This is a genomic window from Acidimicrobiales bacterium (assembly GCA_030747595.1).
GTDB lineage: Bacteria > Actinomycetota > Acidimicrobiia > Acidimicrobiales > MedAcidi-G1 > UBA9410.
On the sequence record JASLKK010000006.1, the window covers coordinates 65,960 to 88,628 of the forward strand.

At 63.4% G+C, this 22,669-nt stretch carries 26 protein-coding genes; 19 read left to right on the top strand and 7 right to left on the bottom strand.

All coding sequences use genetic code 11. The features are described 5' to 3' along the window. The first annotated feature begins 101 nt into the window (after positions 1-101). The 3 genes from QF777_06310 to QF777_06320 all read left to right on the top strand — a co-directional run bounded on the left by QF777_06310 (position 102) and on the right by QF777_06320 (position 2,448). A complete protein-coding gene (locus tag QF777_06310) occupies positions 102-929 on the top strand; it encodes a permease-like cell division protein FtsX (GenBank protein MDP6911163.1) in 828 nt (275 codons plus the stop codon). Between the two features lie 18 nt (positions 930-947). After that, positions 948-1,310: a Rieske 2Fe-2S domain-containing protein gene (locus QF777_06315; protein MDP6911164.1), complete on the top strand. Its 363-nt coding sequence runs from the start codon at positions 948-950 to the stop codon at positions 1,308-1,310. Between the two features lie 82 nt (positions 1,311-1,392). Then, positions 1,393-2,448: a methyltransferase domain-containing protein gene (locus QF777_06320; protein ID MDP6911165.1), complete on the top strand. Its 1,056-nt coding sequence runs from the start codon at positions 1,393-1,395 to the stop codon at positions 2,446-2,448. An 88-nt stretch (positions 2,449-2,536) separates the two neighbouring features. Here QF777_06320 and QF777_06325 read toward each other — a convergent pair whose 3' ends face one another. Beyond that, positions 2,537-3,082, bottom strand: a complete 546-nt coding sequence (locus QF777_06325; GenBank protein ID MDP6911166.1) for a GNAT family N-acetyltransferase — start codon at positions 3,080-3,082, stop codon at positions 2,537-2,539. Positions 3,083-3,158: 76 nt separating this feature from the next. Here QF777_06325 and QF777_06330 point away from each other — a divergent pair, with 76 nt between their 5' ends. Further along, positions 3,159-3,704, top strand: a complete 546-nt coding sequence (locus QF777_06330; protein ID MDP6911167.1) for a DUF2061 domain-containing protein — start codon at positions 3,159-3,161, stop codon at positions 3,702-3,704. A 206-nt stretch (positions 3,705-3,910) separates the two neighbouring features. On the opposite strand, the gene QF777_06335 is transcribed toward QF777_06330, so the two are convergent. Continuing rightward, complete coding sequence (locus QF777_06335; protein ID MDP6911168.1) at positions 3,911-4,066, bottom strand: hypothetical protein; 156 nt, start codon at positions 4,064-4,066, stop codon at positions 3,911-3,913. A gap of 118 nt (positions 4,067-4,184) precedes the next feature. On the opposite strand from QF777_06335, the gene QF777_06340 reads away from it, so the two are divergent. Continuing rightward, complete coding sequence (locus QF777_06340; protein ID MDP6911169.1) at positions 4,185-5,906, top strand: hypothetical protein; 1,722 nt, start codon at positions 4,185-4,187, stop codon at positions 5,904-5,906. Between the two features lie 692 nt (positions 5,907-6,598). Here the strand turns inward: QF777_06340 and QF777_06345 are convergent. Further along, entirely contained in the window at positions 6,599-6,826 is a 228-nt protein-coding gene (locus QF777_06345; GenBank protein ID MDP6911170.1) for a hypothetical protein, read from the bottom strand. A 51-nt stretch (positions 6,827-6,877) separates the two neighbouring features. On the opposite strand from QF777_06345, the gene QF777_06350 reads away from it, so the two are divergent. Continuing rightward, positions 6,878-7,147 (top strand): hypothetical protein, encoded by a 270-nt coding sequence (locus tag QF777_06350; GenBank protein MDP6911171.1) that lies wholly within the window; start codon positions 6,878-6,880, stop codon positions 7,145-7,147. Positions 7,148-7,291: 144 nt separating this feature from the next. Next, positions 7,292-7,591: a hypothetical protein gene (locus QF777_06355; protein MDP6911172.1), complete on the top strand. Its 300-nt coding sequence runs from the start codon at positions 7,292-7,294 to the stop codon at positions 7,589-7,591. Positions 7,592-7,631: 40 nt separating this feature from the next. Here QF777_06355 and QF777_06360 read toward each other — a convergent pair whose 3' ends face one another. Beyond that, positions 7,632-9,506 carry a LytR C-terminal domain-containing protein gene (locus QF777_06360; protein ID MDP6911173.1) on the bottom strand — a complete coding sequence of 625 codons (1,875 nt, stop codon included), beginning with the start codon at positions 9,504-9,506 and terminating at the stop codon, positions 7,632-7,634. Between the two features lie 311 nt (positions 9,507-9,817). Between QF777_06360 and QF777_06365 the strand changes: the two genes are divergently transcribed. The 3 genes from QF777_06365 to QF777_06375 all read left to right on the top strand — a co-directional run bounded on the left by QF777_06365 (position 9,818) and on the right by QF777_06375 (position 13,638). Next, positions 9,818-11,200, top strand: a complete 1,383-nt coding sequence (locus tag QF777_06365) for a hypothetical protein (GenBank protein ID MDP6911174.1) — start codon at positions 9,818-9,820, stop codon at positions 11,198-11,200. Positions 11,201-11,278: 78 nt separating this feature from the next. Then, positions 11,279-12,091 carry an SOS response-associated peptidase gene (locus QF777_06370; GenBank protein MDP6911175.1) on the top strand — a complete coding sequence of 271 codons (813 nt, stop codon included), beginning with the start codon at positions 11,279-11,281 and terminating at the stop codon, positions 12,089-12,091. After that, positions 12,088-13,638, top strand: a complete 1,551-nt coding sequence (locus QF777_06375) for a DUF2079 domain-containing protein (GenBank protein ID MDP6911176.1) — start codon at positions 12,088-12,090, stop codon at positions 13,636-13,638. Before QF777_06370 ends, QF777_06375 begins: the two co-directional genes overlap by 4 nt. 27 nt (positions 13,639-13,665) lie before the next feature. Here QF777_06375 and QF777_06380 read toward each other — a convergent pair whose 3' ends face one another. Beyond that, complete coding sequence (locus tag QF777_06380) at positions 13,666-14,085, bottom strand: HIT family protein (protein ID MDP6911177.1); 420 nt, start codon at positions 14,083-14,085, stop codon at positions 13,666-13,668. Positions 14,086-14,170: 85 nt separating this feature from the next. Here QF777_06380 and QF777_06385 point away from each other — a divergent pair, with 85 nt between their 5' ends. From QF777_06385 to QF777_06420, 8 genes are all read left to right on the top strand, one after another. Beyond that, positions 14,171-14,782: a CDP-alcohol phosphatidyltransferase family protein gene (locus tag QF777_06385; GenBank protein MDP6911178.1), complete on the top strand. Its 612-nt coding sequence runs from the start codon at positions 14,171-14,173 to the stop codon at positions 14,780-14,782. A gap of 46 nt (positions 14,783-14,828) precedes the next feature. Beyond that, entirely contained in the window at positions 14,829-15,203 is a 375-nt protein-coding gene (gene gcvH, locus QF777_06390) for a glycine cleavage system protein GcvH (GenBank protein ID MDP6911179.1), read from the top strand. A gap of 2 nt (positions 15,204-15,205) precedes the next feature. Next, positions 15,206-15,604 carry an FHA domain-containing protein gene (locus QF777_06395; GenBank protein MDP6911180.1) on the top strand — a complete coding sequence of 133 codons (399 nt, stop codon included), beginning with the start codon at positions 15,206-15,208 and terminating at the stop codon, positions 15,602-15,604. 61 nt (positions 15,605-15,665) lie between these two features. Continuing rightward, positions 15,666-16,388: a MerR family transcriptional regulator gene (locus QF777_06400; GenBank protein MDP6911181.1), complete on the top strand. Its 723-nt coding sequence runs from the start codon at positions 15,666-15,668 to the stop codon at positions 16,386-16,388. After that, on the top strand, positions 16,385-16,963 hold the full coding sequence (locus QF777_06405; GenBank protein ID MDP6911182.1) for a phosphoribosyltransferase family protein: 579 nt from the start codon (positions 16,385-16,387) through the stop codon (positions 16,961-16,963). Before QF777_06400 ends, QF777_06405 begins: the two co-directional genes overlap by 4 nt. Positions 16,964-17,025: 62 nt before the next feature. Continuing rightward, entirely contained in the window at positions 17,026-17,532 is a 507-nt protein-coding gene (locus tag QF777_06410) for a bifunctional nuclease family protein (protein MDP6911183.1), read from the top strand. Between the two features lie 172 nt (positions 17,533-17,704). Continuing rightward, positions 17,705-18,223, top strand: coding sequence for a MerR family transcriptional regulator (locus tag QF777_06415; GenBank protein MDP6911184.1), 519 nt, complete (start codon positions 17,705-17,707; stop codon positions 18,221-18,223). A 27-nt stretch (positions 18,224-18,250) separates the two neighbouring features. Then, positions 18,251-18,604, top strand: a complete 354-nt coding sequence (locus tag QF777_06420; protein ID MDP6911185.1) for a hypothetical protein — start codon at positions 18,251-18,253, stop codon at positions 18,602-18,604. 251 nt (positions 18,605-18,855) lie between these two features. On the opposite strand, the gene QF777_06425 is transcribed toward QF777_06420, so the two are convergent. After that, a complete protein-coding gene (locus tag QF777_06425; GenBank protein MDP6911186.1) occupies positions 18,856-19,656 on the bottom strand; it encodes a class II aldolase/adducin family protein in 801 nt (266 codons plus the stop codon). Positions 19,657-19,766: 110 nt separating this feature from the next. Then, the gene (gene aroC, locus QF777_06430) at positions 19,767-20,855 is read right to left on the bottom strand and encodes a chorismate synthase (protein ID MDP6911187.1); all 1,089 of its coding nucleotides are present in this window, start codon (positions 20,853-20,855) and stop codon (positions 19,767-19,769) included. 104 nt (positions 20,856-20,959) lie between these two features. Here aroC and QF777_06435 point away from each other — a divergent pair, with 104 nt between their 5' ends. Next, positions 20,960-22,609: an AMP-binding protein gene (locus QF777_06435; GenBank protein ID MDP6911188.1), complete on the top strand. Its 1,650-nt coding sequence runs from the start codon at positions 20,960-20,962 to the stop codon at positions 22,607-22,609. Positions 22,610-22,669: the final 60 nt, after the last annotated feature.

The following is a 22,669-nucleotide window of genomic DNA, read 5'->3' on the forward strand; positions in this document are numbered from 1 at the left end:
TGAGACGGTGGCGACGGGACGGGTGGACTGACGTGCTGTCGCGGCTCTGGTACTACGCCCGCGAGACCTTCGTTAGCCTGTGGCGGAACCTCAGCTTGACCATGGCAGCCATCCTGACGGTGGCAATCTCGTTGTCGTTAGTCGGCGCCTCCCTGCTTATCCGGGAGGGGGCTGACCGGGCCACGGCCCAATTCCAGGAAGGCGTGGAGTTCATTGTCTTCATGCGAGCCGACGCTTCGGACGACCAGGACGGCGCCATCCGGAATGTGTTGGACGGTAGCCCGGCCATCTCGGGCTATACGTATGTCGACAAGGAAGCGGCATACCTCGAGTTCCAGGAACTATTCGCCGACAAGCCCGAGTTGGTGGAGAGCGTGACAGCCGAGGTCATGCCGCCCTCCTACCGCATCGTGCCAGCTAACCCGGAGGCCGGAAACGTGGCCGAGATGGCCCGCCAGTTCGGCGAACAACCCGGCGTGAAGGAAGTGGCCACGGCAACCGATGCCATCCGTCAAATCGAGGACTTCTCCAACAGGGTCAGCCAGGCGCTCCTGGTTGCTGCTGTGGTGCTGGTCGGCGTCTCCGCACTACTGATCTTGAACACGGTATTCACCGCCATTGGTGCCCGTCGTCAGGAGATCGAGGTGATGAAGTTGGTTGGTGCGACCAACTGGTTCATCCGAATCCCGTTCATGTTGGAGGGCACCATCCATGGGTTGATTGGTGCCGCGCTGGCTGTTCCTGCCCTGTTCGTGGTCGACGACCAGGTGCTGGCCTACTTCCAGAAGTCCGATGCCGTGCCGTTGTTCCGGGGCTTCGCTGTGCCCGATGGGTTCGTCTGGGACACCAGTATCTGGCTGCTGGTCATCGGCGGTGCTGTAGGCATGGTCGGTTCCGCAGTGGCCGTCACCCGCTACCTGGACGTCTGACCGGTGGATACCTGAGCGATGGATGGGGGCCCGCCGGAACCGGGATGGGTTCGGGTGGCCGATGCCGTGCCGTCACCGGGGACCATCGCCGAATCGACCATCGAGCGCAATGGTCGGACCGACGACCTAGTGGTCTGGGTGACCGTTTCTGGGGTGCCGTGCGTGTCGGAGGCCCGATGCCCGCACCAGTGGTCTCACCTGGCCCATGAGGGGGCAGTCGACGGCGAGGAGCTGGTCTGCTTGACCCACTTCTGGCGTTTCGGCGTGGACGGCGAGGGTTGGAAGCAGAACGTGAACGGCCGCCGAGACCGAAAGGGCGACCTCGAGGTGCTGCCGTGCGTAGCGCACGACGGCGGCATCTGGATCCAGTCTGACGACTGACGGGCGCCGGGCCGGTGCTGTCGGTAGATGCTGCCCGTGGAAGGCTGACGGCACCACGAGCGACCACGATTAGGAGTGCGACATGGGTGTCGACGGCGACCTTCTCAAGCAGTACACCATGACCACCTGGGGCTATAAGCAGGGGGAGTCGGTGTCGCTGATGATCCATCTGGGGGTGCGGCTCGGGCTCTACGAGGCGCTTGACGGTGCGGGCCCGGTGACGGCGGGCGACCTGGCGGCAGCCACTGGGCTGCACGAACGGTGGCTACGCGAATGGCTTCGTTCGCAGGCGGCGGCCCAGCTGATGGTCAGTGACGAGGGGGAGACGTTCGAGCTACAGGCTGAAGCCGCCATGGTGCTGGCCCGTAAGGGCACGCCGACCTATGCCGGCGGTGTGTTTAGCCACCTTCGGAACCCGAAGGTCGCGGACGGGCTGGCCGAGGCATTCCAGACCGGTCTGGGCCTGACGTACGACGGCCAAGGTGAGGGATCCGAGCAGCACGTTGAAGCGATGCTGGCGCCCATGGCCAGAGCGCTGTTGGTGCCGAAGGTGATTCCGGCTCTGGACGGGGTGGCCGACCGGTTGGCGGCCGGCGCCAAGGTCGTGGACGTGGGCTGTGGCACCGGGCTGGCCCTCGAGTTGATGGCTGCCGCATGGCCCGACTGCACGTTTGAGGGATACGACGTGTCCGAACGGGCGGTGTCGGTAGCCCGGCACCGATTCGACGACGTCGACAACGTGACTATCCACCTAGCTGGCGGGGAGGACGTGCCTCCGACCGCCGACGTCGACCTGATGATGACTCTTGACTGCCTGCACGACATGCCGAGGCCCGACCTGGCAATGGGAGCTATCCGGGCGGCCATTTCCGACGACGGGACATGGCTGGTCAAGGAGATCAAATCGTCGCCCGAGTGGTCCAAGAACCTACGCAACCCGATGCTGGCCATGATGTATTCGACGTCGGTGGCGTCGTGTATGTCGTCGGCCATGTCAAGTGAAGATGGCCTAGGCCTTGGGACGCTCGGCATGAACCCGGCGGTCCTCGAGTCGATGGTCACCGACGCCGGCTTCACCCGGTTCTCCATGCACGATCTCGATGATCCCACCAACCTCTACTACGAGGTACGTCCCTAAAGCCAGACAGTGCGCATGCAGTAGCACCCACAGGTTTTCAGCCTGTTTTGAGAGTTTCTGTTCTTTCCAGAACCGGTTCAGACGCTGCTCAACGGCTGAAGCCGGCGGTATCTCTGTCCAAGGCCCAGATGCCGTGGGGGGCCGACGGAAAGAACGCCATAGTGCGCTCCTCCAGCAACTCCATGCCCAGCCGTCGGGCTACGGCCTGGGATGGCCCGTTGTCGGGGAGGATGCACGAGAAGATCCGGTCCAAGTCCAGTTCCTCGAATGCGTACCGGATGGCCGCGGCACCGGCCTCCGTGGCGTAGCCCTTCCCCCAGTGATCGGGGTGGAGCGTCCAGCCGACCTCCACGCCCGGCCAGTCCGGACGCTCGGGACGGTGGAGGCCTGCTCGGCCCAGAAAGACTCCCGTGAACCGCTCCTCTAGCGCCCACTGTCCGGTTCCCCGGAGCACCCACTGGCCCAGGAACCCAGCGATCTGCTGCCAAGCGTCGCTCCGGTCCAGGCTCTCCGGGAGGTGCAGGCAGCGTCGCACCTCCGGACTGTCCAGCACGGCGAAGTAGTCGTCCACGTCGTCATCTCTGAACGGGCGCAGAACAAGCCTTTCGGTCTCAAGCGTCGGGCAGGCCACCATCCGCTGAGTTTGTCACCCGACTGGCAGGGCGACCCCCCGCCCCCTCAGGGGAGGGGGGTGACAGACTCAACCTACGATGAGAGAACATCCTGAAAGTCCGATCTTTGGTCCTGAGGACCCGCGCTTAGATCCCCCGAACCCTCCGGAAATCCAACCGGTTCGTTCGATCGCCAAGGCGATCTCTTGGCGGGTGGTGGGAACACTCGACACCCTGATCTTGTCCTTCGTCATCCTGAGTTTTCTGGGCCCTTTCTTGGGCCTTGAGGAGGCAAGCGGAGTTGACAAGATAAGAACCGCCGCCTTAATTGCTTTGACCGAAGTGGCAACCAAGATGACGCTCTACTACCTGCATGAGCGACTCTGGTCGCGGTTGCAATGGGACCGCACCGTGGACGAAGAGGGCCACTACCGGGAGGGGCGACGGCGCTCGGCTACCAAGACGGCGACATGGCGGGTGTTGGCGAGCGCCGACACGATGGTGCTCGGGTTCGTCTTCACCGGCAATTTGGCGACAGCCATATCGATCGGTGGATTCGAGGTCATTACCAAGTTGGTGCTCTATTTCTTCCATGAACGCTATTGGGCGCGGATCCGTTGGGGGATCATCGCGGGGAGTGCATGAGGTTCGAACCGGCCTGCTGAACCAGGGCATTGTTTGGTGTATCTACACCGAGGGCGTCAGAGATACCCACCGCCCCCATAGGAGGGGTGGCAGGCTGAGACCGTGAAGAAGTACGCGGTTGCTCTGACGTTTCTGTTGGTCGTCTCAGGGTGTGGCGGAAGTTCAGACACCGGCACGCCAGCAACGACGGTTGCCCCTTCAGCAACTCAGGCGCCGACCACAACTGCTGTGCCGACAACCACTGCGGCACCGACAACAACGACGGGGCCTGCAACGACTACAACTGAGGTAACTGCCAGCATCGTGGCGTCAACGATTTCCCCTGCGGCAACGACGACGGCATCACCGCCAACCACCACCACGACGGCACCTCAGGCGGCTACGCCTCCCACCACCACTGGGGGAACCGGTGGCCAAGCCAGCGTAGAAGGCGCCGGAAAGGGCAGGCCGACAGACAGATACGCCTGCAATATCGATTCCTTGGGTTACTGCATCTTCACAGGGGTTCCGCATCAGACTGGACTTGATCCGGGAACCGAAGACGTCGTCGATCGTGACGGGAACTTCCTCTTTGCTGTAAACGAAGCAGTGGCGGTGAATGCCCAAGGCGAAGCACTCCAGGCGAGAGGAACGCCCGCCTTCGACGGAGACGACCTCCAGCGGTCCTCACAGGACGGACTAAGCGAAGACGAGAAAGCCTTCCAGCGCGTCATGGCGATCATGTTCCCAATCCGCAATGCCCTCATGTACGACATCGCAGCAGTCACCCAAACCGAATGGGATCTCCTCGTCGGCGAACTCGGACGGAGAGAGATCAAAGAAACAACGTTCACCTCAGGACTAACTCCCAAAGACAACTACTACGGGCGACAGGGCATCTTTGACCTTGCGAAAAATCCTGAAAGGAAGGACATCCACCATGACGTCATGAAGTTTCTGGAAGAAGCAGGTCTGTATTTGCTCTGCCATGTGACGACAGATGACTTCGGAGACATGCTGAAGGAAACCCATCCCGAAGGGCACGATCCCTGCGGGGATGCGGGGATCTCGACAAAGATTCCGTTCTCCTATCTGGCACCTACGACTGTCGCGCCAACCACCACAGCACCTACCGAGGCTCTTGAGATCTGGGAAGAGGTATACGTAGAGATTCGTCGCATAGCTGCGGAGAGACCACGCCGCGGTCAAACCATCAACCTCAGGGCCGCTCCAGGATTCTCCGACGAACACCTAGAGGTCGTCACCGCCGCTTATGCGGAGGCCGCCGACTTCTGGTCAGGCGGATTCGACTTTGCCGAGACAATCCTGCTCGTGATCGTCGATGAAACCGATAGGACTTGGTGGGAAACTGAAATGTCACTGCTCGAAGGCGAGCGCTTCAACCCAGGGTGGTTCTCTGAGGTCCATGAATCTGCTGCTCACGGGATGGTCGAGGTCGATACGAATGGTGTACCCCATATCGTCAGCGCCACGGGAAGCCAGACCGACTTTGGACAGAACGCAGTTGCCGCGCTTGCTCAACTAGTAGCGCATCACGAGACCACTCACTGGTTCCAGTACCTAGCGACTGGGTCCAAGACTGATCGATGCCTTCTAATGGGAGACCCTTCCTGCCCATGGACATACCTCCCCTGCTGGCTGACTGAGGGACACGCCGAGCTCTACATGAAGGCGTTCGCTGACGGGCTTGAGGACAACCCTGTGCCATCAAGTGTCTGGCGAGAAGTACGACTGGCAGGAATTGGGAAGTCCATACCCGATGCGGCCTCGGTGACTGCTCAGGGCTGGCTCGATTATTTGTGGCTACCTCGGACGTCGACTGAACCACGATGCATAGGCAGCGGTGGACCCCTCGGCTACTCCCTCGGTCTTCCAGTAAACGAGATCCTCTTCTATGACTTCGGTGACGCGAAAATTAATGAGTGGCTTCTCACCACTGGGACCTATCCGAGCACTCCGTCATGTCCTAGTTGGTTCAACGCTTTTGAAGACGTGTTCGGTGTTTCTGTTGAGAACTGGTATCGAACGTCGGGAGCTCCGTATCTGTTGGACACGTTTTCTTCTGACCGCTCAGCTAAAGATGTCCTCACCTTCGACCCAGATGGGTTCTCCCCCTACTGCCAACCAGGTCAAGTTGGCGCGACAGAAACCGGCTCTGTGGCTGGGGAAACTGGATCAGACACCGTCGACCCTCTCGAATAAGAGCGTCCCTGGCATGCCCTCAGCACACCTCCAAGGCCATCGGAGTATCCATCCGAACCCCTTCGTTGCGGGGGACGTGGGGCTTTCGCCCCGTTCTCCCTAGGGACTCCGAAGTTAACCCACCTCAAAACGGTGGAGAGAGGCGCTCCGCCTACCCCCTGAGCGGTTGGATAACTCCCAAATCGGGGGCTGAAACACCGTTCGCTGGGGCGCAGTCACGCCTCTCACCAGGAACTCTACCCGCCACGGACGCGAGTCGAGCCAGAGGCTGCGGCCTACCTGCACGTATCTACACCTGGGGGCTCGCTGGTATCGATCTAGAGGTTGGCGCTAATGGCCAACTAGGCGCCTACGAAAGCAGGTTGGCACCAGTGTCCTGACTGACGATTCGGGCGGGCGGGTCGGCAACGAACTCTTGTCCCAGGGTGAGCCACTCCGAGTCGGCAGACAATGCATCCACGAATGCGCCGTATCCAACACCGTTCTCGAACTGGAGCACGTAGGTCATTAGGTGTCCAGGTCCTGTGTTGTGGGCGATAAGTGCGACATTGGTCGCACCGAGGCGTCGGTGGATTTCAGACCCCCGCCTACAGAAGCCGATGAAATCGCCCTCACGGCCTTGATGGACTTCCCAGACGGTCCTTCCTACAAACATCATCTTTCATTTCCTTTCTGTTGGGCGGAAAGCCCCGTTACTCGGAGCCATCTGGATGGTGCCTTCGAGTACGCCCGATTGCAAACACATGCATGTGGCAATTGTTGACGCCACCCCGCCCCGTACGGCGTGGGGCTGAAGAGGACTGGTTGATGTCCTGCCAGAACAACTGACCAAACCCATCGGCAAAATCGGCGACGAACAAGAAAACGACCTGCTCTTCGGTGACCTCAGCCACCAGAAAATCGCGGCAGACTTTCGCCATGTCGCCTGGCTCGGTTGCCGTAATCGCCTATTTGCACTTGCGAGGAAGGCGGTGAGTCAGAGTCGCGACTTCAAGATCCTTGGCTACACGGTCGGCCAGGCACCAAATCTTCCTCTGATCGTCGTGGTCCTTTCTGCACTAGTGGTTCGGGTAGCTGAAAAAGGATCAGGGGTCGATCGGATTGCTACCTCTGTGTTCGTCGTGAGCCTCAGCATCTGGAGTTATCTGGAAGCGGTCGATGGCGTCAATGCTTTTCGAAGACTTCTGGGAATAGTGGGCTTTGCCGTCGTGTTGACCCGTCTCGTAGGACAACTTCACTAAGCCACTGGCAGGACGCCAGCGAACTGGGGTTGGTCGATGGATCCCCGGGGAACCACCAAGACCGGGAGTGCGCGTCGGGCTTCAGAGCGGAGTTGCAGCTTCCATGGAAGGATCGCCCTTCACAACAAATGGAGGAAAGAAAGCATGTCCTATACCTACCTGAACGTCAGCGACATCGGTCAAAGGTTCAGAGACGCACCAGTCGGCACCGATGAGGGCAACGCTGCTATGGCCGAGCTGTTCGCGATCTACGAGGATTGCGGAGTAGAGGCCGTCTCGACGGGTTGGTCGGGGGCTCTAGGAAAGATCATCAGCATCCAGACTGCGCCGGACGCTGAAAGTGCGACAAGGTGTCAGGTGGCTCTGACCAATGCTGGTCTCGTGGAGGGCCTGCTCACAGGCCCCTACACGTCGTTGGAAGACTTGATCGCAATGCAAATGTAGAACGCGGGCGGGCTGGGGGGCGGCCCGAGCGGCCGTCCCCTCAGTCGGCTTTCTCCAGGCGGCGGGCGTCGGTGGAACCGATGACCACCACGATGTCGGCGGCTAGCACCCGGTCGACGGTCGACGGCGCTACGAAGTCGATCAGCTCGGGCATCGGGACCTCATCGGCGGGTAGGGACAGTGTCGTGCCGACCGCCCTAGCGTCGCCAAGGAATCCTTCCCGGTAGTAGATCGTCGACAACGAGGCCCGGTAGGCGTTGCCGGGTGCGGTCGTCTGGTAACTGTCCAGCCCAAGGAGTCGGGTAACCTTGCCTGCCAACCCGCCCACACTGGAGCCGTTGGCTACGAATACGACCACTTGATCGGGGGGCCTGCTGAATGGCCCATCCGGCGGCACCGGCACGCCGGCTCGATCCAGTACCACCGGTGGACCGTCGGGCACCAAGCAGCCCGCCGACGCCCCGAAGCCGACGCCGTGAGCGCACGGGTACTCGTATCGACGGACCTGTACGGTCCGCCAACGTCGACCGTCGACCGTGGTGGGACGCATATCAGGCACGTCGATCGGTCCCACGCCGGCCAGCGCGACCTGCAGAGCTAGCCGGGACGGATCGGGCCCGGCTGCTTCGACAGCCCGAGCCACCCAACGCACGAGGCTGCACGCCTCCACCACCGTCCGGTGGACGTCATCCGCGGCGCTTTCGACGGTGGGCACCGCTACGCCCTCGACCTCTGCCCAAGCCTCGACGCAGAGACGATCGAACGGTCGCCGTTCAGCATCATCAAGTCGCTGTGCACCGGTCGCCGACCCGTCGACCACCAGGGCGCCGTCGTAGTAGGCGCCAGCGGTCGGTCCGCCGAACTCGGCGATCCGTGATGCCACCGCATCCAGGCCCTGTCCGTCCAGACCCGACAGGACAAACTGTGGGCGGGGCATTTGCTGTTCCAGCATCTCCAGGATCAGCCACGGCAGTGACGTCATGTCGACTAGCGGGATGACCACGTCCACGCCGTCAGCAATCATGGCGGCGACTGCAGTGTCTAGGCCCACCTGGCATGTGGTGGCCCCTTCGCATCCGATCTGATACCGGTTGGAAGTCATGTCGACCTCGGCCAGTGCATGATCGACCGCGGCCATGAGGTCGTCAGACCGTTGAGGTGAATCTGGTACGACCACCCCAATGGTCGCACCAACTAGGAGTCCGCGGTCTATGGCAGCCCCCAGGGCGAGGCTCAGACCAGTTCGGTCACCGACCTCGATGGAGTGGAGCAGACCCTGCCCTTGGAGCAAGTCCAGGTCGGAGATGCCGCGTACGGCGAGATGGGAGACCCGGTGGCGGCGAGTGAGACAGCTTGCGGCGGTTCCAGGTATGGGGGTGGCGGCCAGGACCACGACTGCTTCGTGAATCTCGACAGCTTCCAGACAGGCAGCCTCACGCAGGGTGTCGATGTCGAGATCGCCACCCCCCAGCGCCGACACGCCAATGGTTCGAAGCTCGAGTGATCGACCGTGGATTCCGCCGCATGCCTCGTTCACGACATCCAGGAACGCAGCCACCATGGCGCCGGGATCGCCCACCGGCACGCCGAAGCCCACCTTGACTAACTCGTTGAGGCGGGTGTCGATCTGGGCGATGACGATCGATTCGGCAGTGATTCCCGCCTCCACAGCAGTAGGAGCGTCTATCGGATCAGCGGAGCCCATCCGACAGAAGGAGTCCAGTCCGGAGAACCGACTGGTCCGGTCGAGAGACTCCTGAAAGGCGAGAAAGATCGGTCCGCGGGGGTCGACGTATTCGCCATCGGTAACCACCCCGTCGGGTAGGAGATCTGGCGAGAGTGTCTCTGGAGACAACTCATTGTCGCCGCTCTCGGGATCCCTGTCTTCAACCCGCTCCGTAACGGTCGGGGACATGGCTACCGAAGTCGTCGACTCGACGGGTGCAATCAATGTCGTGCTGGTGGGCGGGGCGGTCTCGGACCCTGGAGCGCTCGTCGTCGAGGCGGAAGCGGACGTGGTTGATGGAGTGACCGTGATGACAGCAGTCGGCGAGGTCGTCGCCGGCTCGGTCGTGGGGTCATTGGTCGTGCAGGCGGGGAGGGTCGCCACGAGGGCGGCGGCGAGCGCGAGGGTGGTGGGGAGACGGTGGCGCATAGGCAGGGTGGGTGCCCGGAGGGCACCGCTGGACAGTATTCGGGTGAAACCCAACACCGTCGGACCTTTGCATGGCCATCGCTGGGGGTATTGCCGGGGTGTCCACCCAGGATGCCTTGATCGGTGCCCGGGGGGCGGGCTGTTGGTCGCGTAGCGTCGACGCCGTGCCGGACATCGAGGACCCGATCGAGCTACCGGATCCTGCCACCGAGGCCGAATCCGCTTCCACCGCTGAAGAGGGCTCCATGCCTGAACGGACCGAAGCAGAGGCCCGGACGGATCCTTCCGGTGAACACCGCGGACGCCGGTCCGCCTTTTTCCGGGAACGTTCGGATTCGGTATCACCGACAGCCGGCATGCCTTCTCCTTCGGGCGGTCGGTGGACCGATGCCGAGGCCGACGAGCAGATCCGAGCCTTTCTCGTCCGACTGGCCGGCGACCGCCAGTTGGTCCACTGTGATGACCCGGTCGAGTTCCTGCAGGAGAACGACCTTCTACTGCTTTTCGGACCGGAGGAGGAGACTGCCTTCGCCGACCTGGCCTTGCGGTTTCCCGACGAGGCGGTCACTCGGTGGGCCACGCTGCTCAGCGGAGGTGACCGCACTGAGGCTTTCGGGCCCCGGTCGCGTGCCGAGCGGCGTGACGAGGCCAGCCTCGTTCGTGAGTTTCAGATCGGCATGCGGAAGCGGGCCATGGGTGGCATCCTCCTCCTGGGCGTGCTGGCCCTGGTCGGATTCGGGGCACGATCCCTGTTGGAAAATGAGCCTGAGGATCGCTCGGACCGGTCGCTGCGCTTCTCTGGATCCACGATCACCGACATAGATGGAGAGCCGGTGCTGCGCCTCGAGGGAGGCCCCCCGGTGGCCGAACCGACACTGATCGCGTCGGCCGACCGGGTGGTGGCCGTCCTTCGAGGCGACGGACCTCCGGAGAACCGGATCCGGCTCGACGTCCCGGACGTCGACCTTCCGGTCCGCCCCGGATTGCTGATGGCTACTGTTTTTGAACACCGGGGAGGTCAGGTCGCCCTCGTGGGCCCTGAGGACTGGTGGATCGGTGCCTGTGTTCGGGTGACTGTGGCGACCGATTCCCTGCGACCGCTTGATGTCGTGGTATACGAGTCCGAGGAGGGAGCGTGTCCGGATGGGCTCGGAGGACGGGCGGCCCGGGTGACGTGCGTCGGGCGGGCCGCACTGATGTTGGGTGTCGATATCCCCCAGGGAGGCGTGGAACTCGACGAGGGCGGGCTGGGTTGGGCCGAGACCATCCGGTTCGGGGTCGAGGCCGCTCCGGGCATCTCCTCGAAGTGGGAGGTCCTGTCCGTCCGGGGAGCGATCACCGTTGCGGACGCTTCGGGGACGGGAGAAATCTCCGTACCGGCCTTTGGTGGAGCACCCGGCGACGTGGTGCCCGTTGAGATTGGTGGGGCCAGCGGTGATTGCACCCTCACCTGAGCGATGACCTAAGCGGAGACCGGAGCGGCACCTGAGCGGGGACCGGAGTCGAGGCACCCTGCCCGGTACTGTGTCGATATGTGCGGCCGTGTGGTGACCGCGTCGGGCCCGGAGGAACTGAGCGAATACCTCGGGGCTGACGCCATTGTCGATGTGCTGGACGGCCCCGACCACAACGTCGCACCGTCTCGCCGTCTTCCCGTGGTTTGGACTTCTGATGAGGGCGGCGGCCGACTCCTCGGCACGGCACGCTGGGGACTGGTGCCCGGCTGGGCAAAGGATCCGGCTATCGGAGACCGGATGTTCAACGCACGGGCCGAGACGGTGGCCGATAAGCCTTCCTTTCGAGATGCCTTCCGCTGCCGACGCTGTCTGGTAGCCGTGGATGGTTTCTACGAGTGGGGTCCCGGTACGCCGTCGCCTGCCGACCAACGGCCTGACAATGCCCGAACCTCTAAACAGCCGTGGTACATCCAGCGGTCGGACGGACGCCCGTTGGTCTTCGCCGGCCTGTGGGAGCGGTGGGTCGGTACCGGATCGGATGACCGGCGTCCAGGAACCGATCCATCCGTGAACGGACCGTCAGACGATGGGCTTCGAACCTGCGCCGTCATCACGGTGCAGGCCAATGGTGACCTCTCGCCAGTGCACCACCGAATGCCGGCCGTACTCGAGTCAGCCGAATGGGGTGCGTGGCTGGATGCCGACGACCCGAATCGTCACGAACTCGAGCGCCTGCTGGCCCCGGCTGCTGACGGCACGCTGTCTCGCCATCCAGTCGACCACAGGGTGAACAACGCCCGGAACAAGGGCGCCGACCTGCTGGATCTCTTGGACCGGACGCGGATTGACGCGCCACCGCCACCCGCTGGACAGGGGGCGCTCTGGTGAGAACAAAGCCGTCCCTGGAGCGAACCGCTCAGTCGCTCGAACGCACTGGCGAAACGGTGGTGATCACCGTGGTGTCGCTCCGGCGACGCCTCGACATCCGGATGCTCCGTTGGCAGGCCCGACTTGACTCCAAGGCTGGGGACCGAGTCATTCCTTGGATCACTGCGTTCGTCCTGGCCATCGTCCTGTCGCTTCTAGCGCTGGCCCGATACCGAGATCTCGGCATCGGACCGGACCTCGGTCACTACCTCCAGGCGTCCCACCTCATGGACCGCGGATTCGAACCAGTGGTGACAAATCTTGGCCACAACCTGTTCGCCGACCAGGCGGCGTGGATCTTCTGGCCCATTGCCTGGATCCTTCGTGTCCTGCCGGCTGCTGGCACGCTGCTCGTCCTCCAATCGATGGCCTTGGCCCTCGCCGTGGTGCCCATCTGGCGGATCGCCCGAGGCCCGGCCAATCTCCGGATCGCTCCCGCTTCTGCCCTGATGGCGGCCTATGCCCTTCACCCGTCAGTGCATGACCTGAACCTGGCCGGCTTCCATCCCGAGGCGTTGGCCATCCCGGCGCTCATGGCGGCCTACCTGATGGCTCGCTCGGAACGCTGGTGGTGGCTGGCGGGGTTGGCGCTGGTGGTGGTGTCCACCCGGGCTGATCTGGGGCTGGCCGTCGCCGCACTCGGACTTATTCTGGTCGGGGAGGACAACCGCACCCGTGGCTGGTCGTTGGCCACTTTCGGCCTGACCTGGTTCCTTGTCATGTCGTTCGTGGTGCAACCCCTGATGGGTGAGGGCCACTACCCGCACCTTGGTGCCTTCGCCCACTACGGCGACGGCGTGGTCGGCATCTTCTTCGGGATACTGGCCGATCCGGCGGGACTGCTGGGCGACTTATTCGCCCGGGAGGGCTTCGACAAAGTGTTGTTGCTGCTCGCTCCGGCGCTATTCCTGCCGCTGGTACGCCCCAGGTATCTGGTGCCGATCATTCCGTTGGTCGTCTTTTACCTGGTGGCTGACGTACCAGACGCCGGCTACGGGAATCCGCAGCAGGACGTGGCAGCGTTGGCCTTCGTATTTATCGCCGCCACGTACGCCCTCATGCGCATCGGGACTGAGGGGGTCAGTCGAATACATGTGGATCGTCGGGTTCTCATGGTTCTGGTGCTGACCGCCATGGTGTTTTTCGTCCGTGATGCCGCCTCGTCGCCCTATGAGGATCCGTGGGACTGGGGTCGACGAAGCCCGACCGACGAGGCTCGGGTCTCGACTTCGGTGCTGATCGGAGACGACGCACGGGTGATGGTGCCGTCAGAGGTGTACCCGCTCGTGGCTGATCGTCAGGCGGCTCACATCCTGTTGCCCACTCACGGCATGCTGCCCGATCTGGACTGGTCTGGACGTATCGACGCCGTGGTGGTCGATGTGGAGTCTCTGGGCTGGCTGGCCACCGAGATCCGAATGTTCGAGTCACGCCTGATAGCCATGGATTACCGCAAGCGGTTCGACCGTGACGGCGTCCGGCTCTGGGTGCGCCGGCCGGGCGCCTGATAGTGCCGGTGATGGTTTTCTGACCCGTTACACGACGGCGGTGTGCCCGTCGGAGCGAAGGGCACACCGGAGTTGTTCGGCGACCGCATCGAGATGGCTGGCGTCCACCTCAGGGTCAGCTTCCGTGAAGTCGAGGTGCCCCATGTGGTTGATCGGCACGACGTGCAAATGTGTGTGCGGAACCTCGAACCCAGCGATCATTAGTCCGATTCGGGCGGGGGCAAAGACGGCCATCTGCGCCTGACCGACGGCATGGGCCACCACGGTGCAGTGGGCGGCGGTCTCGGCCGGGAGGTCGGTCCACCGGTCGACTTCGGCGAGAGGAACGACTAGCACGTGTCCCGTGTTGAGAGGCCGGATGTCGACCATGGCCACACAGATGTCGTCCCGCCAGATGATCCGTCCGGGAAGTTCGCCTTCGATGATGCGGGTGAAGATCGTGGGCACGGGAACTCCGGTCGTGTTGTGGCTGGAACGCCCTGCCTGAAGGCCGGCGCTTCTGGGGGTGGTTGCGGATCGTAGGCTGCGCCCGATGGGACCGAAGACCTCAGCGACCACGCCGACGTCACTCACCGGCTGGGCGGGAGTTTGGACGATTCCCAACCTAATCACCGTGGTCCGCCTCGGGTGCATCCCGTGGTTCTTGTGGCTACTGGTCTCCCAGGAGAACCGCATGGCCGCCGCTTTGCTACTCGGGGTGTTGGGTGCCACCGACTGGGTGGACGGCTGGATCGCCCGTCGTTTCAATCAGATATCCGATGTCGGCAAGTTGCTGGATCCGACGGCTGACCGGATCCTGCTGGTTGTCGCTCTGGTGGCCATCGCTGACGATGGGTCTATTCCAATGTGGTTTGCGGTGACCATCTTGGTTCGGGAAATCCTGATCGGGCTGGTGGCCCTGATCCTGTTGGCGATCGGGGTTCGGCGCATCGACGTGACGTGGTGGGGCAAGACAGGCACATTCGCCCTCTTGTGGGCCGTGCCATGCTTTCTGGCCGGCCAGTCCACGATCCCCGCGGCGGTGGCCTTCGAGGCCGGGGCCTGGATCTTCGGCATTCCGGGCCTGCTCATTTCCTGGATCGCTGCCTGGGGCTACGTTCCGGTGGCCCGCTCCGCACTCAGGGAGCGCCGGACTCGTTCTTGAGTAGGCCCGTTCCTGAGGAGCGGGCCGGTAGCGGTAAGTTCATTACATGAACGTTCCCTCCGATCTCCGCTATTCGGTCGACCATGAGTGGGTCCGGGTGATGGGGGACAGCCGTGTGCGGATTGGGATCACTGACTACGCCCAGGATGCGCTGGGAGACGTGGTGTTCGTCGAGACACCCGAGGTCGGGACCCGGATTGAATCCGGCAGTGTGTTCGGTGAGGTGGAGTCAACTAAGTCGGTCTCGGAGCTTTTCGCGCCGGTGACCGGCGAGGTGGTCGCGGTCAACGAGGAGTTGGAGACAGCTCCCGAGAAGGTCAACGAGGACCCTTACGGCGAGGGATGGATCTGTGAGATCCTGGCCGAATCGGAAGGCGACCTCATGGATTCAGCGGCCTATCAGGCGTTGATCGAGGACTGATCATGGTTGGGTATCCCGAGGGCACGAATGACGAACCGACAGACGCCTTCGATCCGGTCGCTGATGTTCCGCACCGGTCCGACCGGGATCAGTTCCCCTCTGAGTGCGGGCTATTCGTCGTCGAGTCAGGCCCCAAGGCCGGTTCGCGCTACGGCCTAGAAGCTCCACTGACCTCTGTGGGTCGCCACGGCCAAGCCGACATCCTGCTCGACGACGTCACGGTGTCACGCCGTCACGTCGAGGTGGAACGGATTGCCGACCGCTATCTGGTCCGGGATGTCGGCTCCCTGAACGGCACCTGGTTGAACGGCGGACGGATCGACACGGCGGAGTTGAGCGACGGCGACGAACTCCAGATCGGCCGATTCAAGTTGGTCTTCTTCCACGGAACAGCGGATTGAGCCCGCGGCGAGGTCGGATGGCGCATCCGGTCCATCACGACCTACTCGGAGGATGGAACCAATGAACATCGGTGACGTGGTCACCGTTCTGGAGGCCGAGTTCCCCGACGTGACCGTTTCCAAGTTGCGGTTCTTGGAGGCTGAAGGTCTGGTTCGCCCGGCCCGATCGGCTAGCGGCTATCGGCGTTACGAGGAGGAGGACGTGGCCCGTGTCATTCGAGCCCTCCGGCTTCAGCGTGACCGGCATCTGCCGTTGAAAGTGATCGCCAGCATGCTCGATGAGAGCCCTCCGGCCGGAACCCCGGGTGACGGTGGCGTTGATGTACCGGCCTTCCGGGAGCGGGTCGGTCGCCGGGGGCGTTCTGCCGAAGGTGGCGGACTATCTGGATCGGTGAGCGTTTCCCTGGCCGAGCTGGCTGTCATGGTGGGCCTTGACGAGGACACGGTCGCTGAGCTCGAACGTCTGGGTCTGGTCCGGGGTCGCGAAGCCGGGTCCAGCACGGTGTACGACGACGAGGCGGTGTTGGTCGGCCGGGTTGCAGCATGCTTCGTGGGTCATGGCTTTGACGTGCGTCATCTCCGGATGTACCTGGTGGCCGCCCAGCGTGAGGCCGGCCTCCTGGAACAGCTGGTAGGTCCAGTCGCCGGCGGTGGGGGACCGGGGGACTCTTCCCACGGTCGGTCGTTGCTTGAGGCTCGACAGTTGGTCGACGAGTTGACCGATGCCGGCTCGGCGCTACACGAGTTGCTGGTCCGGCGGGAACTCGGCACGGTGGGCCGATGAACGGACCGAAGCTCCATCGCACCGCCGAGGAGATCGAGCGACGGATTGACTCCATGGCCGAGGAGTTGGTGGATTGGGTAGATGTCGACACGGTGGTAGTGGGAGTTCTCAAGGGCTGCCTCCCGTTCATGGCTGACCTCGTGCGGCAATTCACGGTGCCCGTCGAGATCGACTTCTTGGCCCTGAGCACGTTCCTGCCAGACAGTGGTCGTGTTCGCCTTACGAGGGACCTGTCGATCGACGTGACCGGACGCAAGGTCCTGCTCGTAGAGGGTGTGGTCGACACGGGATTCCGTCTCGACTATCTGCGGCGGCATTTGGCCTCCCATGGAGCGTCCGAGGTGAGGGTCTGCACCCTTTTCGATCGTGCTGATCGGCGGGTTCTACCTGCGGATCTGAACCATGTCGGATTCGACACGGGGGCGACGTTCCTGGTCGGATTCGGACTGGACCACCGGGGAGAGTTCCGCAACCTCCCGGCGGTGGTTGAAGTCGACCTGACCGAGCTGGATCGGGGTGGCCCGGAGATGGTGGATGCCGTGAGGAACACGGGACGGGCCGACACGCACAACTAGGGTTTCGGGGTGCTGTTTCACTCGCCCGTCGCCCTGACAGTTCCGGCCGATGAGAGCGACCAATGATCGCCATGGAGGTGTTGGGCGTCCAGGAGGTCCTGCCATCGGACACTCCGGTGGTCCTGCTTCGGGAGACTGAGGGCGAGAGGATGCTGCCCATCTTCATCGGGCTACCCGAGGCAAAATCCATCGGTCTGGCTATGACCGGCCAGGATCCGCCACGTCCCATGACTCACGACCTAATGGCCTCCCTGCTGGAGACATTCTCGGTGTCCGTCGAGCAGGTGGTGGTGACCGAAATACGTGAGCGAACGTTCTTTGCTGAGGTCACCCTTCGGGGGCCGGTGGGCATCGAGGTGATCTCAGCCCGACCGTCCGATGCCATTGCCCTGGCCGTGCGAACGGGAGCCCCGGTGTTCGCCGCCGAAGAGGTGGTCGATGAGGCGGGCTTCGTACCGCCGCCGACCGATGACACAACGGAGTCATCCGGAGAGACGGCTGCCGAGGTGCAGGTCGAGGAATTCCGGGCCTTCCTGGACTCGGTCGACCCCGAAGACTTCGAGTCCTGACCAGACGTCGTTGCTCGGCTTGCTCCGGGTCCTGATCGCGCGCTGAGCGCGAGAATTGCCACGCTCCGTGCGAAATCCTTGATTCGAGGAGGCGCCCTGCCTACGCTGTGTCGAGTCACAGGGCTGTAGTTCCAACCGTGGAACGCTGAGCCCGATTCGAGGGAGACGTCCCATGGCCGCCAATTCAGATTCTTCGCTGCCAGGAAGCGGACAGGAGTCCGTCGAGCCCGAGGGCTACCCGGGCAAGCGCGCTGCCGAGATCGCTGGCATCACCTACCGCCAACTGGACTACTGGGCGCGAACCGATTTGGTTCGGCCGTCAATGGCCCGGGCGACCGGTAGCGGCAGTCGACGCCTCTACTCCTACCGCGACCTGCTGGAACTTCGGTCCGTTAAGTCTCTTTTGGACGCCGGCATCCGCCTGGAGCTAGTCCGTGAGGTCTTCGCCTATTTGACGACACAACTCGACGAGGACGTGACCCGGGTGAACCTGGTGATCAGTGGTTCATCGGTCATGGTCCGTACCGGCGAGGAGGAGATCGTCGACTTGCTGCGTCACGGTCAGGGAGTTCTCAACATCCTCCCTCTCTCCGGAGTCAAGGAACAGGTCGATGCCCGGATCGTGGAGCTGTACCCGGAGGGCCGTCGGGCCGCCGAAGCAGCCCCGATCGATCGGGCGGTCGGTCACTAGGAACAACGGCCGGGAGGGGGAGGCGGCATGGGCGAAGTTCGAAGACTTCGGGTCGAAGCGCTTCCAATGGATCCCATTTTCGCCCACGAGTCTGAGCAGCGGGTGGCCGATCTGCTGGACTTCTACGAGATTGCTTGGGACTACGAGCCCCGCACCTTCGTATTGGAGACCGCCCCCGACGGCAACCCCCGCACGGCATTCACCCCCGACTTCTACCTGCCCGATCACGACCTCTACCTAGAGGTCACTACTCTCCGCCAGTCGCTGGTGACCCGCAAGAACCGCAAGGTCCGTCTACTCCGAGAACGTCACCCTGGGATTCACATCCGAATCCTCTATCGCCGAGACCTCGAACGCCTCCTGGTTACCCACGCCGCCTGATCGCCCGGATCGGCCGGCCGACTACGGGGGCCCACCGGCCCTTGATCGATAGCGCCCCAGACGCGGAGACCTCTTTCCGACGTGGGACTACACAATCGCCTTGGTGTTCCCGCCGGTGAACGAGGGTGCTGCATTGGTCGTCCACTAGCTATGACCGGCGTGGACACCTATCTCATTGCCCAACCCATTGTGAGCGACTGGTCCTGAGGGCCGGCCCTGAGGTGCATATCTGCCTTGGATCCGGTGCGGCGTCAGTCCAGGAGGTCGGGCTGTTCACGCAGGATCTGGGCGAACAACGGCTGGGCACTGAACCAGCTGGCGAAGTTGCCTGCCACCTGCCGGTGGGTCATCGCTGCGGTCTCGTCATCCATGATGACCGGCGTACCGGCTGCCTCGGCCAGCAACTGGGCCTGACAGGAGCGTTCCATGGTGACGAAGAGCCAGGTCGCCGCCTCCACGGACTGACCAACTGTCAAGAGCCCGTGATTCCTCAGGATGGCTGCACTCCGGTCTCCGAGGGCGTAGGCGATGCGTTTGCCTTCCTCGGGGTCGTTGACGACTCCGGTGTAGTCGTCGAACACAACGTGGTCGCCGTAGAAGATGCAGGCGTCTTGAGTGATGGCGTCTAGCGGTCGACCAAGCGAGGCCCAAGCCTTGCCGTACAGCGAATGGGAGTGGGCCGCTGCGATCACATCGGGGCGGGCCATGTGGAGGCCGGAATGGATGGCGAACGCTGCCTGGTTGACGGCGAATTCGCCGTGCATGATCTCGCCGGTGTGACTCACCAGGAGGAGGTCCGAGACTCGGATGTGGCTAAACGGTGTTCCAAACGGGTTAACCCAGAAACAGTCGGTGTGTTCGGGGTCGCGCACGGTGACATGGCCGGCCACTCCTTCGCTGAACCCGTATTTGCCGAAGATTCGGAAGGCGGCAGCCAGGCGCTCTTTGCGGTGTTGGCGCTCGGCCTCGACGTCATCGAACGTCGGGATGTCGTAGGGAATGGGCTTTTCGGATTTGAATGCCGGGTTGTTTCGCAGATCAGGCTTACTCACGTCGGGCGCCTCCGCTAAGCGATCAGGGTTTACATCAAGTGTAGATAACGACTCGCTCGTCGGCCGGATCGGGTCGAGTGGCAACGGTCAGCAACGCGTCGCGTTCCACCTCAGGAGGGGAGGACGTTGACGGCCTGCTGGCGTAGCCAGTGGTCGGCCAGTACGAGGAGTGCCATGGCTTCGACCATGGGAACAGCACGCGGTAGCACGCACGGGTCGTGACGACCCTTGGCCTCCAGGGAGACCGCCTCGTTGTCAACAGTAACGGTGTCCTGCGCCGAGGCAATGGTGGCCGTGGGTTTGAAGGCCACCCGGAACACCACGTCGTCGCCGGTACTGATACCGCCCTGGACGCCACCGGACCGGTTGGTGGCGGTAACCGGCCCGTCGGGACCGGGCACGAAGGCGTCATTGTGCTCTCGGCCCGTCATGGACACAGCGTCGAAGCCGGCGCCCACGTCGAATCCCTTGGATGCCGGGAGCGACAGCATGCCTTTAGCCAGGTCGGCCTCGAGACGGTCGAACACGGGTGTGCCGAGGCCGGCCGGCACGCCTCTGGCCACACAGGTCACTATGCCGCCTAGCGAGTCGCCGTCGTGGCGGGCTGCATCGATGGCTTCGGTCATGGCGGTCGAGGCGAGCGGGTCCGGACAGCGGGTGGGCTCGGCCTCCACGGCATGGAGGGTCACTGAGCCGGCATCCACGTCGGCCACCACGTCGTGGACCCGAGACACCCAGCCGAGCACCTCAATGCCGGCCACCTCGGCCAGCAGGCGCCGGGCAATGGCTCCGGCTGCCACACGGCCAATGGTCTCGCGGGCGCTGGAACGTCCGCCGCCGCGCCAGTCACGGTTGCCGTACTTCGCGTCGTAGGTGAAGTCGGCGTGCGAGGGGCGGTACAGGTCCTTGAGGTGGTCGTAGGCCCCGGAGCGGGCATCGTCGTTGCGGACCAGCACGGCAATGGGGCCTCCGGTGGTTCGGCCTTCAAATATGCCTGACAGGATTTCCACGCGATCGGCCTCTGCCCGCTGAGTGGTGAGGCGGCTTTGGCCGGGCCGGCGACGGTCAAGGTCGTGCTGCAGGTCGTCCGCGGTCAAGGGGAGGCGGGGCGGACAGCCGTCGACCACCACACCGATCCCGGCGCCATGGCTCTCGCCCCACGTGCTGATGCGGAACAGAGTTCCGAAGGTGTTTCCCACGGGAATCGAGCATAGGGGCGGACCCCATGGCGCTTCGTGTCCATTCGGACCGGTTGCCAGCCCGCTCCCGGGTGGTCCGCGCCGGCTGGCTACCATCGCCGGCCGTGGGAGACCTCGACGGAAGACTCAACCTGGCCACCGCTTGGGAGGCAATTGCCGACGAGGTCGGTGATCAGCCGGCCCATTCAGCGGCCGGCGTACGGAGTTCGTGGACAGAGTTCGATGATCGGGCCGCCCGTCTGGCCGGCACCCTGACGTCTTACGGTCTAGGTCCTGACAGCAAGGTGGCCCTGTTTCTCTACAACGGGTGCGAATACCCGGAGGCGCAGTACGCCACGTTTAAGGTCCGGGGGGCGCCAGCCAATGTCAACTACCGCTACACGGGCGACGAACTGGCCTACATCCTCGACAATGCAGATGCCGAAGCAATTTTCTTCGACCACACCCTGATCGACAGGGTGGATGCCGTTCGAGCACGCTGCCCGTGGCTGAAGGCCATGATCCAGGTAGGCGGCGAACCGGACGACGTGGCCGACTGGGCCATCTCATATGACGAAGCGCTGGCCGCCGATCCCATGCCCCGGATTGATCGATCGGGCAGTGACCTGTGGTTCCTCTATACCGGCGGCACCACCGGCATGCCCAAGGCGGTGATGTGGGACCACGCCAACCTGCTCGGAACCATGGAGGCCACCTTCCGACCGTTCAGGGAGTCCGTCCCGACCACGGCGGCCGAGGCTGCGGGCATCGCCCGACGGGTGGCTGATGCGAGCCGTGAGATCCGTCAACTCTGTGCTGCTCCATTAATGCACGGAACCTCGGGCATTCCCGGTCTGGCCACCCTCAGCCATGGCGGGATGTTGTCCACATTGTCCAACCGGAACTTCGATGCTGACGAGTTGTGGCGTACCGTCGAGACCGACGGGATCACCATGATCACCATGGTGGGTGATGCCTTTGGGCGCCCCATGATCGAGTCGCTCGACCGGGCGACTGTCGAAGGCCGAATCCCCGACCTCTCGTCGCTACGGTTGTTGCTGTCGTCCGGAGTCATGTTCAGCGCCCCAATCAAGAACGCACTCCTGGACCACCACCCGTGCACCATTGTCGACACCCTCGGCTCGAGTGAGGGCACCGGCATGGCCAGCCAGGTCACCTCGGGGAGGACCCGGGCCGCCGGTCAACGCGAGACCACGGCACGCTTCTCCTTGGGAGAGCACACCCGGGTGTTTACAGAGGACGGACGGGAAGTTGAGCAGGGCTCAGGGGAGCGAGGCCAGATTGCGCTGGGCTGGCCACTGCCCGTCGGGTACTTCAAGGATCCGGAGAAGACCGAGTCGGCATTCCCGATGGTGGATGGCCGGCGCTGGTCGATCCCCGGGGACTGGGCCACCGTGGAGGTCGACGGTTCGATCACCCTCCTGGGCAGAGGATCGGCATGCATCAATACCGGCGGCGAGAAGGTCTTCCCCGAGGAGGTTGAAGAGGCCCTCAAGGAGCTAGATGCGGTGACCGACTGCAACGTGGTGGGTGTGGAAGATGAGCGCTGGGGACAGGCCGTGACCGCGGTGGTCGAACTGACGACCCCCGGAGCGGCCGACGAGGATTCGCTAAAGACCGAGTTACGGACGGGTCTGGCTGGCTTTAAGGTGCCCAAGCGGATCGTGTTCGTACACCGTCTGGAACGCAGCCCCAACGGGAAGTCCGACTACCGCTGGGCCAAGGAGTTTGCTGTCGCGGCTCTCGCTGATTGATCCGTACCTGGTGGCCCGGCTCAGGGCCCGCACTCTGAGCTTCATCTCCGATCCAGCTCC

Bases quoted from the DNA above. Each gene is read 5' to 3' on its own strand.
- QF777_06345 (MDP6911170.1), bottom strand. From the start codon at position 6,826: ATGGCGAAAGTCTGCCGCGATTTTCTGGTGGCTGAGGTCACCGAAGAG.
- QF777_06420 (MDP6911185.1), top strand. From the start codon at position 18,251: ATGGGCGAAGTTCGAAGACTTCGGGTCGAAGCGCTTCCAATGGATCCC.
- QF777_06365 (MDP6911174.1), top strand. From the start codon at position 9,818: ATGGCCATCGCTGGGGGTATTGCCGGGGTGTCCACCCAGGATGCCTTG.
- gcvH (MDP6911179.1), top strand. From the start codon at position 14,829: ATGAACGTTCCCTCCGATCTCCGCTATTCGGTCGACCATGAGTGGGTC.
- QF777_06415 (MDP6911184.1), top strand. From the start codon at position 17,705: ATGGCCGCCAATTCAGATTCTTCGCTGCCAGGAAGCGGACAGGAGTCC.
- QF777_06385 (MDP6911178.1), top strand. From the start codon at position 14,171: ATGGGACCGAAGACCTCAGCGACCACGCCGACGTCACTCACCGGCTGG.
- QF777_06330 (MDP6911167.1), top strand. From the start codon at position 3,159: ATGAGAGAACATCCTGAAAGTCCGATCTTTGGTCCTGAGGACCCGCGC.
- QF777_06400 (MDP6911181.1), top strand. From the start codon at position 15,666: ATGAACATCGGTGACGTGGTCACCGTTCTGGAGGCCGAGTTCCCCGAC.
- QF777_06410 (MDP6911183.1), top strand. From the start codon at position 17,026: ATGATCGCCATGGAGGTGTTGGGCGTCCAGGAGGTCCTGCCATCGGAC.
- QF777_06320 (MDP6911165.1), top strand. From the start codon at position 1,393: ATGGGTGTCGACGGCGACCTTCTCAAGCAGTACACCATGACCACCTGG.
- QF777_06315 (MDP6911164.1), top strand. From the start codon at position 948: ATGGATGGGGGCCCGCCGGAACCGGGATGGGTTCGGGTGGCCGATGCC.
- QF777_06325 (MDP6911166.1), bottom strand. From the start codon at position 3,082: ATGGTGGCCTGCCCGACGCTTGAGACCGAAAGGCTTGTTCTGCGCCCG.
- QF777_06360 (MDP6911173.1), bottom strand. From the start codon at position 9,506: ATGTCCCCGACCGTTACGGAGCGGGTTGAAGACAGGGATCCCGAGAGC.
- QF777_06395 (MDP6911180.1), top strand. From the start codon at position 15,206: ATGGTTGGGTATCCCGAGGGCACGAATGACGAACCGACAGACGCCTTC.
- QF777_06370 (MDP6911175.1), top strand. From the start codon at position 11,279: ATGTGCGGCCGTGTGGTGACCGCGTCGGGCCCGGAGGAACTGAGCGAA.
- QF777_06405 (MDP6911182.1), top strand. From the start codon at position 16,385: ATGAACGGACCGAAGCTCCATCGCACCGCCGAGGAGATCGAGCGACGG.
- QF777_06310 (MDP6911163.1), top strand. From the start codon at position 102: ATGGCAGCCATCCTGACGGTGGCAATCTCGTTGTCGTTAGTCGGCGCC.
- QF777_06355 (MDP6911172.1), top strand. From the start codon at position 7,292: ATGTCCTATACCTACCTGAACGTCAGCGACATCGGTCAAAGGTTCAGA.